11 protein-coding genes and 1 riboswitch are annotated in these 18,614 nt (G+C 72.6%); of the genes, 6 read left to right on the forward strand and 5 right to left on the reverse strand.

Annotated elements, in window-relative coordinates:
- Positions 1–157: 157 nt before the first annotated feature.
- Complete coding sequence (locus ABTX62_RS35195; protein ID WP_352119994.1) at positions 158–1,333, reverse strand: C40 family peptidase; 1,176 nt, start codon at positions 1,331–1,333, stop codon at positions 158–160.
- Between the two features lie 8 nt (positions 1,334–1,341).
- A riboswitch (cyclic di-AMP (ydaO/yuaA leader) is annotated at positions 1,342–1,513 on the reverse strand.
- A 303-nt stretch (positions 1,514–1,816) separates the two neighbouring features.
- Between ABTX62_RS35195 and pcrA the strand changes: the two genes are divergently transcribed.
- The gene (pcrA, locus tag ABTX62_RS35200; protein WP_352119995.1) at positions 1,817–4,297 is read left to right on the forward strand and encodes a DNA helicase PcrA; all 2,481 of its coding nucleotides are present in this window, start codon (positions 1,817–1,819) and stop codon (positions 4,295–4,297) included.
- A gap of 56 nt (positions 4,298–4,353) precedes the next feature.
- On the opposite strand, the gene ABTX62_RS35205 is transcribed toward pcrA, so the two are convergent.
- Positions 4,354–5,916, reverse strand: coding sequence for a M23 family metallopeptidase (locus ABTX62_RS35205; RefSeq protein ID WP_352119996.1), 1,563 nt, complete (start codon positions 5,914–5,916; stop codon positions 4,354–4,356).
- Positions 5,917–6,135: 219 nt separating this feature from the next.
- Entirely contained in the window at positions 6,136–6,999 is an 864-nt protein-coding gene (locus ABTX62_RS35210; protein ID WP_352119997.1) for an esterase/lipase family protein, read from the reverse strand.
- 506 nt (positions 7,000–7,505) lie between these two features.
- Here ABTX62_RS35210 and icmB point away from each other — a divergent pair.
- Positions 7,506–7,922, forward strand: a complete 417-nt coding sequence (gene icmB / locus ABTX62_RS35215; protein ID WP_062928665.1) for a coenzyme B12-dependent isobutyryl CoA mutase small subunit — start codon at positions 7,506–7,508, stop codon at positions 7,920–7,922.
- Positions 7,923–8,329: 407 nt separating this feature from the next.
- Here icmB and ABTX62_RS35220 read toward each other — a convergent pair whose 3' ends face one another.
- Together ABTX62_RS35220 and ABTX62_RS35225 are read right to left on the reverse strand one after the other, a co-directional pair.
- Positions 8,330–10,009 carry a DUF5691 domain-containing protein gene (locus ABTX62_RS35220; protein ID WP_352119998.1) on the reverse strand — a complete coding sequence of 560 codons (1,680 nt, stop codon included), beginning with the start codon at positions 10,007–10,009 and terminating at the stop codon, positions 8,330–8,332.
- A gap of 219 nt (positions 10,010–10,228) precedes the next feature.
- Positions 10,229–11,584 carry an SWIM zinc finger family protein gene (locus ABTX62_RS35225; RefSeq protein ID WP_352119999.1) on the reverse strand — a complete coding sequence of 452 codons (1,356 nt, stop codon included), beginning with the start codon at positions 11,582–11,584 and terminating at the stop codon, positions 10,229–10,231.
- Between the two features lie 145 nt (positions 11,585–11,729).
- Here ABTX62_RS35225 and ABTX62_RS35230 point away from each other — a divergent pair, with 145 nt between their 5' ends.
- From ABTX62_RS35230 to ABTX62_RS35245, 4 genes are all read left to right on the forward strand, one after another.
- Complete coding sequence (locus tag ABTX62_RS35230) at positions 11,730–12,860, forward strand: ATP-binding protein (RefSeq protein ID WP_352120000.1); 1,131 nt, start codon at positions 11,730–11,732, stop codon at positions 12,858–12,860.
- 96 nt (positions 12,861–12,956) lie between these two features.
- A complete protein-coding gene (locus ABTX62_RS35235) occupies positions 12,957–15,353 on the forward strand; it encodes a DUF5682 family protein (RefSeq protein ID WP_352120001.1) in 2,397 nt (798 codons plus the stop codon).
- A 139-nt stretch (positions 15,354–15,492) separates the two neighbouring features.
- Positions 15,493–16,659 (forward strand): VWA domain-containing protein, encoded by a 1,167-nt coding sequence (locus tag ABTX62_RS35240; RefSeq protein WP_352120002.1) that lies wholly within the window; start codon positions 15,493–15,495, stop codon positions 16,657–16,659.
- A gap of 1,365 nt (positions 16,660–18,024) precedes the next feature.
- Positions 18,025–18,177 carry a hypothetical protein gene (locus ABTX62_RS35245; protein WP_352120003.1) on the forward strand — a complete coding sequence of 51 codons (153 nt, stop codon included), beginning with the start codon at positions 18,025–18,027 and terminating at the stop codon, positions 18,175–18,177.
- Positions 18,178–18,614: the final 437 nt, after the last annotated feature.

An 18,614-nucleotide genomic window follows, 5' to 3' on the forward strand; every position in this document is an offset into this window, starting at 1 on the left:
GTACACCCAGTACGAGGGCTTGCACCCGGCACGCCGAGAGCACGCACCGGACGCCGCTCCTTGACGGGCAAACGTTGCCTGCCGCGGCACTAGAGAGCGCCGGACGCGCGACGAGAGGGGCACGCGCGCGTGCCCCTCGAAATCGCGACGAGATCTCCTAGGCCGGCCGCACCACGCTGTGGACGGCCGACTCGCCGTCGTAGTAGACCGACTCCTCGCGCACGTACGTGCCGGGCTTCGGGGCGTGGATCATCATGCCGTTGCCGATGTAGATCCCGACGTGGGTGACATCGTCGTAGAAGAAGACCAGGTCGCCGGGCCGGGCCTGGGAGAGCGGGACCGTGGTGCCGGCGTCGACCTGGCCGTAGGTGGTGCGCGGCAGGTCGACGCCCGCGGCCTTCCAGGCGGCCTGGGTGAGGCCGGAGCAGTCGTAGGAACCGGGGCCGACGGCGCCCCACACGTACGGCTTGCCGATCTGGGCGCGCGCGAAGGCGAGCGCCTTGTCCGCCTTGGTGGCGTACGAGGAGTCGGCCGGGGCCGTCGAGGTGGACGAGCCGGTGCCCGGCGACATCGACGACGAGCCGCTGTCCTGCTGCCGGGCGGCCTCTTCCTGTGCCTTCTGCTGCGCGGCCTGTTGCCGGGCCAGCTCGTCGGCCTTGCGGGCGGCCTCCTCCCGCCGCTCCCTCTCGATCGCCGCGAGCCGCGCCTTCTCCTCGGCGGTCAGCCTCGACATCAGCTCGCGCGCGTCCGCGAGCTTGCGCTGGACGGTGGCCTTGGCCGTCTTCAGATCGCCCTGCGACTCGGTGAGCGCCTCCAGGCTCTCGGTGGCCTCCTGACGCTTCTTCATCGTCTCGGACTGCTGCGTGATGTAGTCGTCGACCGCGTCCTTCTGACGGCCCGTCAGCCGGTCCATCAGCTGGGCCTGGTCGACGTAGTCCTGCGGGGTGTCCGCGAGCAGGAACGTCGCCGTGTCCGGGGCGGCGACACCGGCGCGGTACTGGGCGGAGGCGTAGGAACCGAGCTGCTCGCGCGCCTCGTTGAGCTTCTGTGTGCGCTGGGCCACGTCGTCCAGGAGGGTGTCGGCGCGCTTGCGCTGTTTCGCGGTCTTCTCCTTGGCCGCGTTGTACTTGTCGGTCGCCGACCCGGCCTGGCGGTACAGGTCGTCGACCTTCTTCTCGACTTCCTCCAGGCTGGGCTTGCCGTCGGCCTCGGGGGTGGCGTTGGCCGACTGGGACAGCAGGGCCACGGAGGTGAGGGCCGCCGTTGCGAGGGCGGGGGTCCGTATGCCTGCCACGCGCGTACCCGTAGGACGCGACTTGCGGTGCGACGCCAAGGGAGGCGACTCCTTCCACGTTCCGCCTACCGGGTTAGCTGTCGGGTTCGGGCGGATGGTTCGGAAGGGTTGCCCTACGGCCTTCTCCGCAAGGGAGTCGGGCCGATTCACCCCAGGTTCACGGTTGGGTCCCCGGCTCCGGCTGCCGCTGCGGCACACCGGACTCGGCGGTGGCCGCGCGGCCCGGCGACGTTCGCCGGTGGGGGTCATGCGGCCTGGTCGCACCGTAGCCAACTCGTGTGGCCCCTGTGAAGGTTGATGGGTGATATGCCCGATACATTTTCGTGACCTTCCTCATGGGCGTTGCGTACGGTGACTGATCGAGGGGGTTTGGTCACGAATCATCCGCAATTGGAGAGGGTGTAGCAGTGCGTGATCAGGTCGTCATGCAGGGCGATAACGCGCCGCCGGGAGCCCGGGCGTGCGGCGATGTTTCCAGGGCGGCGGCGGGCTGTCAGTGGGGCGCCCTAGACTCGGAGAGCGATGAGCAGCCTCTTTGACGACCACTTCCTGGCGAACCTCCAGGCCCAGCGGGGCCCCGCGGACGAGCCCCCGCCGCCGCCCGAGGACGATCACGTACCGGAGTCGATCCCGGACGATCTGTTCGGCGGGAAGTTCGACGTGCCCCCGGACCGGGACCCGTACTACCGGGACGGCGCCCCCCGCCCGGTGGTGGACACCGCCACCCTCCTGGAGGGGCTGAACGACAACCAGCGCGCCGCCGTCGTCCACTCCGGCTCCCCGCTGCTCATCGTGGCCGGTGCCGGCTCCGGCAAGACCCGCGTGCTCACGCACCGCATCGCCCACCTGCTCGCCGAGCGGGCCGTGCACCCGGGCCAGATCCTCGCGATCACCTTCACCAACAAGGCCGCCGGCGAGATGAAGGAGCGCGTCGAGCAGCTCGTCGGCCCGCGCGCCAACGCCATGTGGGTCATGACGTTCCACAGCGCGTGCGTGCGCATCCTGAGGCGGGAGAGCAAGAAGCTCGGCTTCACGTCGTCCTTCTCGATCTACGACGCCGCCGACTCCAAGCGTCTGATGGCCCTGGTCTGCCGCGACCTGGACCTGGACCCCAAGCGCTTCCCGCCGAAGTCCTTCAGCGCCAAGATCAGCAACCTGAAGAACGAGCTGATCGACGAGGAGGACTTCGCCGCCCAGGCCACCGACGGCTTCGAGAAGACCCTCGCCCAGGCCTACGCCATGTACCAGTCACGGCTGCGCGAGGCGAACGCCCTCGACTTCGACGACCTGATCATGACGACGGTCAATCTGCTGCGCGCCTTCCCGGACGTCGCCGAGCACTACCGCCGCCGCTTCCGCCACGTGCTGGTGGACGAGTACCAGGACACCAACCACGCCCAGTACACCCTGGTCCGCGAGCTGGTCGGCACCTCGGAGCACCCCGTCGACGTGCCCCCCGGCCCGGACGACGTGCCGCCGGCCGAGCTGTGCGTGGTGGGTGACGCCGACCAGTCGATCTACGCCTTCCGCGGCGCCACGATCCGCAACATCCTCCAGTTCGAGGAGGACTACCCGGACGCGACGACGATCCTGCTGGAGCAGAACTACCGCTCCACGCAGACGATCCTCAGCGCCGCCAACGCGGTCATCGAGCGCAACGAGTCCCGCCGCCCCAAGAACCTGTGGACCAACGCGGGTGCGGGCGCCACGATCACCGGTTACGTCGCCGACACCGAGCACGACGAGGCCCAGTTCGTCGCCGACGAGATAGACCGCCTCACGGACGCCGGTGAGGCCAAGGCCGGCGATGTCGCCGTCTTCTACCGCACCAACGCCCAGTCCCGTGTCTTCGAAGAGGTCTTCATCCGCGTCGGGCTGCCCTACAAGGTCGTCGGCGGTGTCCGCTTCTACGAGCGCAAGGAGGTCCGGGACGTCCTGGCCTACCTGCGCGTTCTGGCCAATCCCGAGGACTCGGTGCCGCTGCGCCGGATCCTCAACGTCCCCAAGCGGGGCATCGGCGACCGCGCCGAGGCGATGATCGACGCCCTGTCCCAGCGGGAAAAGATCAGCTTCCCGCAGGCGCTCAAGCGCGTCGACGAGGCGTACGGCATGGCCGCGCGCTCCACCAACGCCGTCAAGCGGTTCAACACGCTGATGGAGGACCTCCGCACCATCGTCGAGTCGGGCGCCGGACCGGCCACGGTGCTGGAGGCCGTCCTGGAGCGCACCGGATACCTCGCCGAGCTCCAGGCCTCCACCGACCCGCAGGACGAGACCCGGATCGAGAACCTCCAGGAACTCGCCGCCGTCGCCATGGAGTTCGAGCAGGAGCGCGGCGAGGAGGAGCGGAGCACCCTGTCCGACTTCCTCGAACAGGTCGCGCTGGTCGCCGACTCCGACCAGATCCCCGACGAGGAGGACGGCGACGGCGTCATCACCCTGATGACCCTGCACACCGCCAAGGGCCTGGAGTTCCCGGTCGTCTTCCTGACCGGCATGGAGGACGGCGTCTTCCCGCACATGCGCGCCCTCGGCCAGGCCAAGGAGCTGGAGGAGGAGCGGCGCCTCGCCTACGTCGGCATCACCCGTGCGCGCGAGCGGCTGTATCTGACACGATCCACCCTGCGCAGCGCCTGGGGCCAGCCCTCGTACAACCCGCCCTCCCGGTTCCTGGAGGAGATCCCCGCCCCGTACGTGGAGTGGAAGCGGACGGGTGCGACCGGACCGGCGGCCTCCGGGCCGGTCTCGGCGGTGGCGGCCTCGCTGTCCTCGTCCCGCTCCCGCTCGTCGGCCTCGGGCGCCTCCGGTTTCGCCACGCGACGCACCTCGGAGAAGCCGGTGGTGTCGCTCGCGGTCGGGGACCGGGTCACACACGACCAGTTCGGGCTCGGGACCGTCGTCGCGGTCAAGGGCACGGGAGGCAACGCCGAGGCGACGATCGACTTCGGGGACACCAAGCCGAAGCGGCTGCTGCTGCGGTACGCGCCGGTGGAGAAGCTGTAGCCCGGTGGGATGAGCCGGTGGGACCCCTGCTCGCCCGACGGGCGGGGGCTGCCGCGTTACGCCGGGTCGATGCCGTGGCTGCGCAGCCACGGGAGCGGGTCGATGGCCGAACCGCCGGCCGGGCGCACCTCGAAGTGCAGGTGCGGGCCGGTGGAGTTGCCGGAGTTGCCGGAGCGCGCGATCGGATCGCCCGCCTTCACGGTCGTACCCGAGGGGACCGTGTAGGTGGAGAGGTGGCAGTACCACGTCTCCGTGCCGTCCTTGGCGGTCACGATCATCATGTTGCCGTACGCGCTGTTCCACTGGGTGCGCACGGTGCCGTCCGTCGCGGCCATCACGGTCGTGCCGTACGAGACGGGGAAGTCGATGCCGGTGTGCAGCGACATCCAGTTGATGCCGGACTGGCCGTAGTAGGCGCTGAGTCCGTGCCGCGCGACCGGCAGGGCGAACTTGGGGCGCAGCCGCTCCTTGCGGGCCGCCTCCTCAGCCGCGCGCTTCTTCTCGGCCGCCTGCTGGGCCTTGAGGTCGATGCGCTCCTGCGTACGACTGGCCCGGTCGGCGAAGTCGTCGGCGCCGGCGGCGAGGCTCTGCAACTGGGTGTCCAGCTTGTTGTTGGCGGCGGCCGGCTTGACGGGCGGCGCGTCCGCCGCGGTCGTCCGCGCCTCGGCGGCACTGTCGTCGGCGAAGCCGCCGACGGAGGCGGCGGCGATCCCGGCGACACCCATCACACACGCCGAGGGCACCGCGATGGTCATCAGCGCCGAGCGCTTGGGGGGCGTACGGCGGCGGGAGCGCGACCCGGCGCGCGAGGCCGCCCGCGGGGACCGAGCGGGGTCGCCGTCCTCCTGGCCGTCCAGGAGCGGGTCGACGACGGGCAGTTCGCCGGTGGCGGCCGGTTCGTCGCCGTCCCCGTCGGGGTCGTGGTAGCCGTCCCCCTCGGAGTCGCGGTAGCCGTCCCCCTCGGAGTCGTCGTAGGCGACCTGCTCGAACGTCGCGGTCTCGTGCTGGTCGAAGGTTTCAGCGGAGTGCTCGTACGCCTCGGGGGAAGGTGCGGCGGCGCCGTCGGAGTTCCACTGCGTGGCGTCGTAGACACCCGTGTCGAAGGTCTGCGTGCCCCAGTCCCACTGCTGGGTGTGGTCGGCGCGGTTGCCGGACTGGTCGGGCTGGAGCCAGGCGCCGGCTTCCCACTGCCCGGTGGCGTCGGGGGACGGGGCCGGTGACGGGATGGCCGACATCGGCAGCTGCTCGCCCGTCCAGGACGTCGTGTCGTAGACGCCGGTGTCGTAGGCGGCGTGGTGCTGGGCCGCGTACGTGTCGTAGTGCACGTTCTCGTGCGTGCCGGTGGGCCATTGACCGGTGTCGTAGGTGCCCGTGTCATGGCCGCTGCCGGGCATGTCGCCGAAGAGGGGGTCCGTGGCGAAGCTCGTGGTGGCGTGTCCGGAGGCATCGAAACCGGCGCCGTGGGTACCGGAGGTGTCGAATCCGGTGGCGGCGCGGTCGCCGTACGTGGTGGAGTCGCCGTACTGGGCTTCCTCGGTGCCGTACGACGCGTAGTGCGCCGAGGCGGCGTCGGAAGCCGGAGCCGGGGTCATGGTCCCCGACGGGTGACGGTCGTTCACCAACTTCTCTTTCGCCTCGACAACAGGGGCTGCCAGAGCAGTGCGGCGACTGTACCCGGCGGTACGCGGGCACGACAATCTTCGACAGGTTTCACGCGCGTAGGAAACGGGCATTCGACCGTGTTTTGGCGGACCGCGGGCACGGGTTTGGTCCTGTGTTCGAAGTTTGTTCGATGTTGATCGGTGCTTCGCCGCGGTGTGGCCGCTGTATGACGAGTCTCAGGCGACCGTCAGGCCGCCGGTGTGTTCGGCGGCCGGTTCACCCGGGCGGGCCGTGTCGAGGACCTCCCGTATGCCGTTGGCGACGGCGGGGTGCACGGGCAGGGCGAGATGGCCGATGCCGGTCACGCGCACGTTCTCCGCCCTCAGGTCGGGATGGTCGATGCGGGCCGTCTCCACCGGGTCCATCACATGGTCCAGGTCGCTCCAGAAGCTGACGAAGTGCGTACGGCAGTCAGAGGCGGGCAGAGCGAGCTCATCGAGCACCGGTGAGCCGGGGCGCATCTGGCGCACGATGGGGTGCGCGTTCGCCACGGGCATCACCCGGGTTCCCGCGTGCGGCGTGCCGAGCGTGACAAGGGTCCGTACACGCGTGTCGCCGCCGAGGCGCTGCACGTAGTAACGCGCTATCAGACCGCCGAGGCTGTGCCCGACGACATCGACCTGCGGGGACCCGGTGCGCTCGCAGACCTCCTCGATGTGCTGGCCGAACAACTCGGCCGCGGCGCGTATGTCGCAGGTCAACGGCGAGTAGTTGAGGGACTCGATCCGCTGCCTGCCGTGCTGGGCGAGACTGCGGCGCAGCAGGACGAAGACCGAGCGGTTGTCGATGAAGCCGTGCAGCAGGACGACCGGGGGCTTGGCCCGCGTGGGCAGTTGGGCGGCGCCGTCCGTGGGCAGTGCCGGAACGGGGGTGCGTCGCTCCTGTGTGATGCCCGACGGGTAGAGGAGGAGATGCCCGGCCAGGATCGCGAGCTCCAGGGCGGTGGCCTTCAGCAGGGCCAGGGGCAGTCCCGCCATCCTGCTCGGCAGCAGGCGCTCGCAGAGCGGAAGAAAGGGCAGAGCAGCCCTGGTGACCTTCATGGCCGACCTCCTGTCGGCACGCTGGAGGACGGCTCTGCCCCCCGTGTGCCCTCGTGGGGAGCAGCCGCGAAGACGGCCGGCGATGACCGCGAGAGCTGCGGGGTTGGAGCGCGGCGTGTGGCGTGTGGGACGCCTGAGGTGCGACGGAGGTCCCCGATCGGTGGGGTGACGAGGTTCCCCGCTGGTGTGCCGTGTCTGCCCTGCGTGCTGTGCGTGCGGTGCTTGCCCTGCGTGCCTTCGCCGAAGCACCCGACCGCCGCTGTGTGTGGTGGACGGCGCGGCGGTACGGCAACCTCGATGCGGTTCCCCTTGCGCTTGTCCCACCATGTGATTTCCCCCTCGCCGCGCACCGCGAAACTGCCGGTTGCGGGATGCTGGAGATAACGTTCGTTCACTTGCCCGGACGGTTCGGGGTGAGGTGTCCGTGCGGTGCGGCGTGTGCGGCTTGCCCGATGTGTGCGGTACTTGTCGGTACGGATGGATGTAGTCGCTTCATGGAGGCAGTGATGGGTGTGGCAGCCGGTCCGATCCGCGTGGTGGTGGCCAAGCCGGGGCTCGACGGCCACGATCGCGGGGCCAAGGTGATCGCGCGGGCCCTGCGCGACGCCGGTATGGAGGTCATCTACACCGGGCTCCACCAGACTCCCGAGCAGATCGTCGACACGGCGCTTCAGGAGGATGCCGACGCGATCGGGCTGTCCATCCTCTCCGGGGCGCACAACACGCTCTTCGCGGCGGTGATCGACCTGCTGAAGGAGCGGGACGCGGAGGACATCCTCGTCTTCGGCGGCGGGATCATTCCCGAGGCGGACATTCCCCTGCTGAAGGAGAAGGGCGTCGCGGAGATCTTCACCCCGGGCGCGACGACGGCGTCGATCGTGGACTGGGTGCGGACGAACGCGCGTCAGCCCGCCGAAGCGTAGGTTTCCGGCGGCTTGGCCGGGGTCGCCATGTCCAGCCGGGGCGGGAGCGGGTGCCGGCGCCGGTGCCAGAGCTCGTGCCCGTGCCCGTGCTTGTGTCGGAGCCGGTGGCAGAGCCGGTGCCTTCCCGGCTCGGGTGAGATCTTCCGGCGGGACGGTTTCCTTCGGCGGTCGCTCAGTTGGTTGCTGCTGTTTCGTTCGTACCGGTCGTCCGGGTGGTTCCGGGGGCCCGGTCGACCGGGCGCACTTCCAGAGCTGCACCGCCGTGCCGTTGGCCGTACCGCCGCCGCCGACGTCCAGACACAGCCCGGACTCCACGGCGACGATAGGTTCCGGCGATCCCGGTCGTCGGCGCGCTCGGCGGTGGTCGGCTGCTGGTGGGCCGCCGTCGTCGGACGGGCGGGCAGGGGTCAGGCCGCTCCCAGCTCCTCGGCCATGGCCGCACGCAGCCGCAGGGTCGTGACGAGGCGCTGAAAGGCCTCCGCCCAGTAGCCGCCGGCTCCCGGAGACGCGTTCTCCGGCTCGTCCGGCACGGCCAGCAGGGCGTCGAGCCGGGCGGCTTCGGACGGGTCGAGGCAGCGCTCGGCCAGGCCCATGACCCCGCTGAAACTCCATGGATAACTCCCCGCGTCCCGAGCGATGTTGAGCGCGTCCACCACGGCCCCGCCGAGCGGCGCGGCCCAGGGCACCGCACACACCCCGAGCAACTGGAATGCCTCGGACAGGCCGTGCGCGGCGATGAAGCCGGCCACCCACTCGGCCCGTTCCGTGGCGTCCAGCGTGCCGAGCAGCCTGGCGCGTTCGGCCAGGGACACCGCCCCCGGGCCGCCCGCCTCCGGCGCCGACGGCTCGCCGAGCAGCGCGCGTGCCCACGCGGCGTCCTCCTGGCGCACCGCCGCCCGGCACCACGCCGCGTGCAACTCGCCCTGCCAGTCGTCCGCCACCGGCAGCGCCACGATCTCCCGGGGCGTACGCCCGCCGAGCCGCCGTGACCAGGTACCGAGCGGCGCCGCCTCCACCAACTGACCGAGCCACCAGGACCGTTCACCCCGCCCCGCCGGAGCCTTCGCCACGACACCGTCGCGCTCCATGGCCGGATCGCACTCGTGCGGCGCCTCGACGACGATCGTCGGGGTGTTCCGCGCGGTGCCCCCCGGTCCGTCGTGCTCGCCGCCGGTCCCCGACGGCGGCACGGTCCGCAGGTGGTCGATGGCGACGCAGGCTTCCGCCCGGACCGCCATGCGCGCGGCGAGCGCCGAACCGGGCAGGGACGACAGCAGCTCCGCCGCCGTCGCCCGGACGTTGCGGCTGCGGTCGGCCAGGGCCTGCTCCAGGAACGGCTCGTCGTCCGGGCCCAGGCCCGCGCGCAGGGAGTCGAGGAACATCAGCCGGTCCTCGGCCCGTTCGGTCGCCCAAGTCGTCGCCAGCAGCTCGCGTGCGGCGGCCGGTTCACGGGAGCGCAGCGCGGACAGCAGGGCGACCCGTTCGGCGAACAGGCCCTCCTGCCACAGCCGCTGGGTCCTGGCGTCTTCCTCGGGCTGCGGCAGGGCCGCTCCCCCGCCCGGGGTCGCGCGCAGGGCGAATCGCCAGTCCGGGTTGAGCCGCGCCAGCCACAGGGCCCGCGGCCCCGCGAACTCCAGCGCCGCCGGGCGCAGGTCGGTACGCCCCCGGGCCGCGTCCAGCAGCGCCGGAAGTACCTGCGGAGGCGGTGCGAAACCACGGGCGTTCGCCGCCGAGAGCCATTGGGGCAGCAGCTCCACCAGGTCGGGTGCGGCGCCCCGTCGGCCACCGCCGGACGGACCGGGCCGGTCGGCCAGCAGCATCGCGAGTCTGCGGGCGGCCGCCGGCGGCAGGGCGGGACGCGCGTCCACCGGAGCCGGCTGGGGCCGCTCGGCCGCCCGCGCCGGGCGCAGACCGGCCCGTCGCCGCACGGTCTGCACGGCCGCCGCGTCCAGCAGGGCCACGGGCGCGTCCGGGCCGGGGGCGCTGCCCGGCGGGGTGCGCCGGTCGGTGCCCAGCAGCGCGGTGGTGACGAGCCCCTCCCAGGCGTCCGCGCCGGGCGCGTCCACAGGAGCGGAGGTCCTGGTCATGAGCTTCCTTTCCGCGGGGCGCCCGGTGGTTGAAGGCTCACCCTGGTCGGTTGTCCCGCGATGCCTGAAAGATGCGTGGGTCTGTGGGATGCGTGCGCCGGGCCGAGCGGCCGGGCGGGGCCGGGGCCGGTGTTCGTGCAGGGGCAGGGACAGGGGACTGTGCTGGTGCTGGTGTTCGGTGCGGGTACCGGTACGCGTGCCGGGGCCGGTGCCGTCGGCTCAGCAGAGGGCGACCGCCTCACCCGGCCCCTCGGGCCAGGCCGTCAGCGGGGTGAAGCCCTGGTGGCCGCATTCGCCGAACACCCTGACCGGGGCACCGCCCGACAGGGCGACCAGCCGCCACAGGCCCGGCCGGGAACGCCCGGCGGGAGTGATCGGCAACGCCGCGTCCTCGTCGGCGTCCGCCAGCTGCCACGAGTCGCCGTCCGGGGCCGGGACGACCCGGTCCAGCGTCACCGGGACGGACTCCAGCCACGGATCCTCGCGCAGGGCGTCGCCGTAGCGGGCCAGCGCCTGGGACGTCGTCGTCCCCGGCGGACGTAGCGCCGCGGGCGCGGGCGGGGTGAACCGCTCGCCCAGGGCCACTCGCAGCCGCCCGGGGCCCGGATACGCGGACACCTCCGCCTCCAGGGCAAGCCCCACCGGCAGTGCCGGCTCCGGGGCGCGTCCGGCGGCTCCATAGGAGAGGAGCAGCACGGTCCGGCGCGAAGCGGCGCCGTGCAGCCAGATCCGGCGGGTCGTCAGGCGCGAGTCCGTCGTGTCGTACTGGGCGAGGACCAGCCAGAGATCCCGCAGCGGCGGGCCGTCCGCGGAGGCCGGGAGTCCGATCCGGGAACGGACCGTGGCGGCGAGGCCGTCCGGGAGCAGCTCGCGGCGCAACCAGCCCTGGCCGAGGAGATGCAGCAGCGCGCACTCCTCCAACAGTCGCACCGGCCAGCCGGGACCCGTCCCCGGGATCGCCCCCAACTCCCGCACCCTGCCCGCCAGACCCTGGGCCTGGGCGTCGACCATGCGGGCCGCAGTCTCCTCCCAGAGGCCGTACCCCGCCCGTTCCGCCGTCGCCAGGCCGCCACGCAGCAGGTCCGTCAGACGCTGCTCCAGCTCCACCGCGCCCGCGGCGACCCGCTCGGCCCGGCGCTCCGCCCGGCGCCGCGCCGCCTCCGGATCAGCGGACCCGGACGGCGCACCGGAGCCGGCCCCGGCCTTCTTCTCCTCCGCGCGCTTGCGCCGCCCCGCCATCCACTGCCCGGCCCACTCCGGCGCCTGCCCCGGCGGCACCGCCGCTTCGTCGCCGGCCCAGAGCAGCAGCAGCCCGAGCGCGTGCTTGCACGGGAACTTCCGGCTCGGACAGCTGCACTTGTACGCGGGCCCGGCGGCGTCCGCGATGTCCACGACCGTCTGATACGGCTTGCTTCCGCTGCCCTTGCACAGCCCCCACACCGCTCCCTCGTCGGAACTGCCCGCCTCGGACCACGGCCCCGCCGCGCCGAGTTTGCTTCCCGCTTTGCGTGATGCGGCGTCAGGTGCCAGTGCCAGCACCTGGTCCGCCGTCCAGCGCACCCCCTGCTGAGTCATGCCATCGAAGGTAGATCCCCCCACTGACAATCGGGTCGGCGAAGGCCCTCGGCGGACTGTTTTCGCAGGTCGGAACGCATTGTCAGTGGGGTGGTGCAACGTTGGTGCCAGATCCGAACCGGCCGAGCTGGAGGGGGACTTTGCCATGACTGTGTCCGTTGAGCCGACGTCCGTCGAAGCGGGGGAGACGAACGCGGCCCAGGCGTTGCGACCGCACGCCGAGGACGCCTTCGCCCATGAACTCGCCGTGCTGGCCGCCCAGGACGACCGTCCCCGCCCGGCCCGCTGGAAGCTGTCGCCCTGGGCCGTCGCGACCTACCTGCTCGGAGGCACACTGCCGGACGGCACGGTGATCAGCCCCAAGTACGTCGGACCGCGCCGCATCGTCGAGGTCGCCGTCACCACGCTCGCCACCGACCGCGCCCTGCTCCTGCTCGGCGTGCCGGGCACGGCGAAGACCTGGGTGTCCGAGCATCTGGCCGCGGCGGTCAGCGGTGACTCCACGCTGCTGGTGCAGGGCACCGCCGGCACCCCGGAGGAGGCCATCCGCTACGGCTGGAACTACGCGCAGCTGCTCGCGCACGGCCCGAGCCGCGACGCCCTCGTGCCCAGCCCCGTCATGCGGGCCATGGCGGAGGGCATGACGGCCCGCGTGGAGGAACTGACCCGGATCCCGGCCGACGTACAGGACACGCTGATCACCATCCTGTCGGAGAAGACGCTGCCGATACCGGAACTGGGCCAGGAGGTGCAGGCGGTCCGCGGCTTCAACCTGATCGCCACGGCCAACGACCGCGACCGCGGGGTCAACGACCTGTCCAGCGCCCTGCGCCGCCGCTTCAACACCGTGGTGCTGCCGCTGCCGGAGAGCCCCGAGGCCGAGGTCGACATCGTCTCGCGGCGCGTCGACCAGATCGGCCGCTCCCTGGACCTGCCGGCCGCGCCCGAGGGTCTCGAAGAGATCCGACGGGTCGTCACGGTCTTCCGTGAGCTGCGCGACGGGGTCACGGCCGACGGCCGGACGAAGCTGAAGTCGCCCAGCGGCACGCTGTCCACGGCCGAGGCGATCTCCGTCGTCACCAACGGACTGGCCCTGGCGGCCCACTTCGGCGACGGCGTGCTGCGGCCGGGCGATGTCGCCGCGGGCATCCTCGGCGCGGTGGTCCGCGACCCGGCGGCGGACCGGGTCATCTGGCAGGAGTACCTGGAGACGGTCGCCCGCGAGCGCGACGGCTGGAAGGACTTCTACCGGGCGTGCCGCGAGGTGAGCGTGTGAGCGACGCGGGGCGGGGGCCCCGGGTCCGACGCGGGGCGGTGGGGCGGCGGTTGCCGGCGGGTTCGGATCGGGCGTGCGGGACGGGAGGGGGATGAGATGAACGGTGTGGAGAGGGCCGTAGGCCAGGGGGCCGGAGCGGGGCCGGTGCTGCTCGGAGTGCGGCATCACGGGCCCGGGTCCGCGCGGGCGGTGCGGGCGGTGCTGGAGGAGGTCCGGCCGCGGGTCCTGCTGATCGAGGGGCCGCCCGAGGCCGACGCGCTGGTCCCGCTCGCCGCCGATCCGGAGATGCGTCCGCCGGTCGCCCTGCTCGCCCACGCCGTGGACGAGCCCGGCCGGTCGGCGTTCTGGCCGCTGGCCCAGTTCTCCCCGGAGTGGGTCGCCCTCCGCTGGGCCCTGGAGCACGACGTACCGGCCCGCTTCATCGACCTGCCCGCCACTCACACGCTGGCCTGGGGCCGACGGGATGACGAGGCGGCGGCGGAGTGCGAACGCCCTCCGGAGGCCGAGGAGGCGGCGGACGGGGACATCGCCCCCGGCCCGGCCGACCTGCGGATCGACCCGCTCGGAGTGCTCGCCCGAACCGCCGGTTACGACGACCCGGAGCGGTGGTGGGAGGACGTCGTGGAACACCGGGTGGCGGCAGCGGGCGACGCGGTCGCGCCGTTCACCGCGCTCGAGGAGGCCATGACCGCGCTGCGGGAGACCTACGGCAGCGAGGGACACGACCGGGACCTCGTGCGGGAGGCGTACATGCGGCTTCAGGTGCGCTCCGCCCAGCGGGAGTTCGAGGACGCCGTGGCGGTCGTCTGCGGGGCCTGGCACGTTCCGGCCCTGCGGCAGAAAACCACCGTCGCCGCCGACAGGGCGCTGCTGAAGGGGCTGCCCAAGGTCAAGACGGACCTGACCTGGGTGCCGTGGACCCACCGCCGGCTGTCCCGGGACAGCGGGTACGGGGCCGGCATCGACTCGCCGGGCTGGTACGGGCACTTGTTCAGTGCCCCGGACCGGCCGGTCGAGCGGTGGCTGACCAAGGTGGCGGGGCTGCTGCGCGCCGAGGACCGGATCGTGTCCTCCGCGCATGTCATCGAGGCGGTGCGGCTGGCCGAGACCCTGGCGGCGATGCGCGGCCGTCCGCTGCCCGGCCTGAGCGAGACGACCGACGCGGTGCGGGCGGTGATGTGCGACGGCTCGGACGTGCCGCTGGCACTGGTGCGGGACCGCCTCGTCGTCGGGGACGTGCTGGGGGAAGTGCCGCCGTCGGCGCCGGCCGTGCCGTTGCAGCGGGATCTCATCCGTTTGCAACGCCGGCTGCGGCTGAAGCCGGAGGCTTTGGAGCGGGAGGTCGAGCTCGACCTGCGCAAGGAGAACGACGCCGCCCGCAGCAGGCTGCTGCACCGGCTGCGGCTGCTCGGCGTCGCGTGGGGTGAACCGGCCGCCTCCCGGGGCAGCACCGGCACCTTCCGGGAGACGTGGCGGCTGCGCTGGGAGCCAGAGCTGGCGGTGCGTGTCGCCGAGGCCGGGGTGTGGGGGACGACCGTTCTGTCCGCCGCTACGGCCAAGGCGGAGGGGGACGCCGTCACCGCGGCCGGCCTCGCCGACGTCACCGGGCTCGCCGAGCGGTGCCTCCTGGCGGAGCTGCCCGACGCGCTGCCCACGGTGATGCGGGTCCTCGCCGACCGGGCGGCCCTCGACACGGACGTCGGCCATCTCGCCCAGGCACTCCCGGCCCTGGTCCGCTCCCTGCGCTACGGCGACGTGCGCGGCACGGACACCGGCGCCCTCGCGGAGGTCGCGGCGGGACTCGCCGAGCGGGTCTTCGTCGGGCTGCCCCCCGCCTGCGCCGCGCTCGACGCGGACGCCGCCCAGGAGATGCGAGGGCATGTGGACGCGGTGCACGGAGCCGTCGGGCTCCTGGGCGACGCGCCCGCGCAGGGACACGGCCGTCTGAGAGGCCGCTGGCAGGCGGTGCTGCGGGTGCTGTCCGTGCGGGACACCGTGCCCGGTGTCATCCGGGGGCGGGCCGTGCGGCTCCTGCTCGACGACGGGGAGCTGGCACAGGACGAGGCGGCACTGCTGATGGGCCTCGTCCTGTCACCGGGCACGCCGCCTGCCGACGCCGCCGCGTGGATCGAGGGGTTCGTCGGAGGCGGCTCGGGAGGCGGGATGCTCCTGGTGCACGACGAACGGCTGCTCGGGCTGGTAGACGCGTGGCTGACCGGCGTGCCGGCCGAGGCCTTCACGGACGTACTGCCCCTGCTGCGGCGGACGTTCTCGGCGTACGAGCCCGGCGTGCGCCGAACCATCGGTGAACTGGTCCGACGCGGACCGGGAGCCGGAGGCGGCGCGACCGTCACCGGCGCGGGGACACCCGGCTTCGCGGCCGAGCTCGACCCGGCGCGCGCGGACGCCGTGCTGCCGGTCGTGCGGCTGCTGCTCGGGCTGGACGAAGTGGACGAGAACACCGGCAACGACCTGTCGGGGGTGACGGGATGACGACCAAGGCCCTGAGGCAGCGGGCGACGACACCGGCGGGGAGGGACACCACGACGGGCGGGCGCCGGACGCAAGAGCGACCGGCGTCGGCCGTGCCGGTGATCCCGCTGTGGGAACGGCCCCGCAAGGGAGGACGGGGATGACCTCCTGGACGACGGACCCCGCTCAGGAGCGGCTGCGGCGGTGGCGGCTCGTGCTCGGAGGGGGCGCGGCGGACGGCACCGGGTGCGCGCTGTCCGGGCGGGACGCGGCGATGGACGGGGCGCTCACCGCGCTCTACGGCAGGAAGGACGCCGCGTCACAGGGCGGCCGGGACCGTTCGGCGGGGCTCGGGGCGTCGGCGCCGTCCGTGGCGCGCTGGCTCGGGGACATCCGCACCTACTTCCCGTCCTCGGTCGTGCAGGTCATGCAGCGCGACGCCATCGACCGGCTCGGACTCGCCACGCTGCTGCTGGAGCCGGAGATGCTGGAGGCGGTGGAGGCCGACGTGCACCTCGTCGGCACGCTCCTCTCACTCAACAAGGCGATGCCGGAGACGACGAAGGAGACGGCCCGCGCCGTCGTGCGCAAGGTCGTCGAGGACCTGGAGAAGCGGCTCGCCACCCGCACCCGGGCCGCCCTCACCGGCGCGCTGGACCGCAGCGCCCGCATCAGCCGGCCCCGCCACCACGACATCGACTGGAACCGCACGATCGCGGCCAACCTCAAGCACTACCTGCCCGCATACCGAACGATCGTGCCGGAACGGCTCATCGGCTACGGGCGGGCGACCCAGTCCACGAAGAAGGAGGTCATCCTCTGTATCGACCAGTCGGGATCCATGGCGGCATCCGTTGTGTACGCATCGGTGTTCGGGGCGGTGCTCGCCTCGATGCGGACGATCTCCACGCGACTCGTCGTCTTCGACACGGCGGTCGTCGACCTCACGGACCAACTCGACGACCCGGTGGACGTGCTGTTCGGCACGCAGCTCGGCGGTGGCACGGACATCAACCGGGCGCTCGCGTACTGCCAGTCGCAGATCACCCGGCCAGCGGAGACGGTGGTCGTGCTGATCAGCGACCTCTACGAAGGCGGCATCCGCAACGAGATGCTCAAGCGGGTCTCCGCGATGAAGGCCTCGGGCGTGCAGTTCGTGACGCTGCTGGCGCTCTCGGACGAGGGGGCACCCGCGTACGACCGGGAGCACGCGGCGGCGCTCGCGGCGCTGGGGGCACCGGCGTTCGCGTGCACGCCCGATCTGTTCCCCGAGGTGATGGCGGCGGCGATCGAGAAGCGGCCGTTGCCGATACCGGACGCGGCGTGAAGAGCCCGGTTCGATTGGGCCGCGTGATGGGTTCGCGTGAAGGGCTGCGCGTAGGGGGCCGTGCATAGAGCGCAGCGCGTGAGGGGCGGATGGCGACTTGTCCATGCGTAGTCGTCCGGCGTGCGGCAGCGGAGCGGACATGACGGCCCGTCAGTGGGTAAGGGCTTGCGTAACCTCCGCACTCCCGTGCGAGGATCGGCGCCTGCTCGGCCGTGCGCGATGCCGGCCCCGCGGTACCGCTTCCGTCGCACGGGAGGAAGCCCTCACTTGATCTGGTCAGCAGCCCTGCCCGAAGCCGCGGCGCGCACGCCGCGCACAGTGGCCGGGCGACGCGCGCTCCATGTGGCGCTGCTGGTGGGCGGGTTGCTGGTCATCGGGTTCCTGTGGGGGGACCGGGCGTACGCGGAGAACGACACAACGGCGTCATCGGAGCTCCGCGCCGGGCAGGTCACCGGCGGCCCGGGGCCCTTGAAACGACCGGACGCCCACCGACGGGCCCGCGTCGATCCCGCTCCCGTCGCGTCGCCGGACCCGCCTCGGTTGCCGGACAAGTCGGGGCTGTCCGGCAGTCCCGGGCTTTCTCCCGTGCCGGTGTTGCCCGCCTCTCCGGCGTTGGCGAACGTGGAGCCGCTCTCGCACAAGTCGGGGCTGTCCGGCAGTCCCGGGCTTTCTCCCGTGCCGGTGTTGCCCGCCTCTCCGGCGTTGGCGAACGTGGAGCCGCTCTCGCACAAGTCGGGGCTGTCCGGCAGTCCCGGGCTTTCTCCCGTGCCGGTGTTGCCCGCCTCTCCGGCGTTGGCGAACGTGGAGCCGCTGCCGCACAAGCCGGGGCTGTCCGGCAGTCCCGGGCTTTCTCCCGTGCCGGTGTTGCCCGCCTCTCCGGCGCGGCCGGACCTGCAACCGCTGCCGGACCCGTCCGGACTGGCCGGGTCAGCCGCGCTGCCGGCCCTCCCTGTCCCGCCCGGCGAGCACGTACTGCTGCCCGGAGTGCCCGGGTTCTCCTCGCCGCCTGGCCAGTCGGGGCCATCGGGTCGTTTGCCCGGGTTCTCCTCGCTGCCCGGCCAGGGGGCACCCCCGGGCCGCCCTCTCCCCGCTCCGGTCGCCGCTGACCCGCAGCCGGAAGGGACTGCGGTGCGAAGTGCCGTGCTCCCGAAGGGGACCACGGCGCCGGGCGTCGGCGCCCAGGGCCGTGGGTCGCACGCCACCCGCGCCCACGGCACCCGCGCCCGCGCCACCCCCGCCCACCACGTCAGACCGGTGGGCCGCCCCGGCCGTCCGAGCCGCTCACCTCGCCCCCACCCGGCCGGGCCTACCCGGGTCGGTCACCCGGTAGACGGCCGTCCCGGTGGCGTGCTCGGGAATCGGGTCATGGCCGACAGTGACTCGTCGCGTCACGGCGACGCCCATGCCGTCACCCCGGTCCGCCGGACGCCGCTCAGGCTCGTGCCCGGTGCCGCGGCCCGCACCCACGTGACGGGCACCAGGGGCGGTCAAGGGGACATCCCCCTCTTCCCCGGCTAGTACCGACGGATCGCCCGGGCGGCTCGCAGCAGAGCCGCCCGTGGCGCCCACGTCGGCCCTTTCCCCTGTGCTTCACGAGGCTCGCGCCCGTACGGCCGAAAGCCGTCGGTTGTCCGGGAGCGAAACCTCGTGGAAGGGCCGGATGATCCCCATCGGGGTGGGGACCACCCGGCCCGCATCCCGGAGAGCCGGGCCCTGAACGGGTCTCGGTCCTCCTCCGGAGGTGTCCGGTGGGGCCTCACCGGGTCAACCCCAGCCCGGTGAGGCCCCTCACCCCCGGCACGCCGTGCCAGAGAGCGCGGCATCATGTGACAGGTATCACCGCTCAGGTGTGACCCTCGATTTAGAGGCCCCCCGCAAGCAGCGATAACCTGCGAGACGGACATGCCGCGCGCTCGGACACCGTGTGCGCCTCCCTTGTGACAGACAGCGGACGT

The sequence above is a fragment of the Streptomyces sp. NPDC096046 genome (assembly GCF_040303285.1).
Classification (GTDB): Bacteria; Actinomycetota; Actinomycetes; order Streptomycetales; family Streptomycetaceae; genus Streptomyces.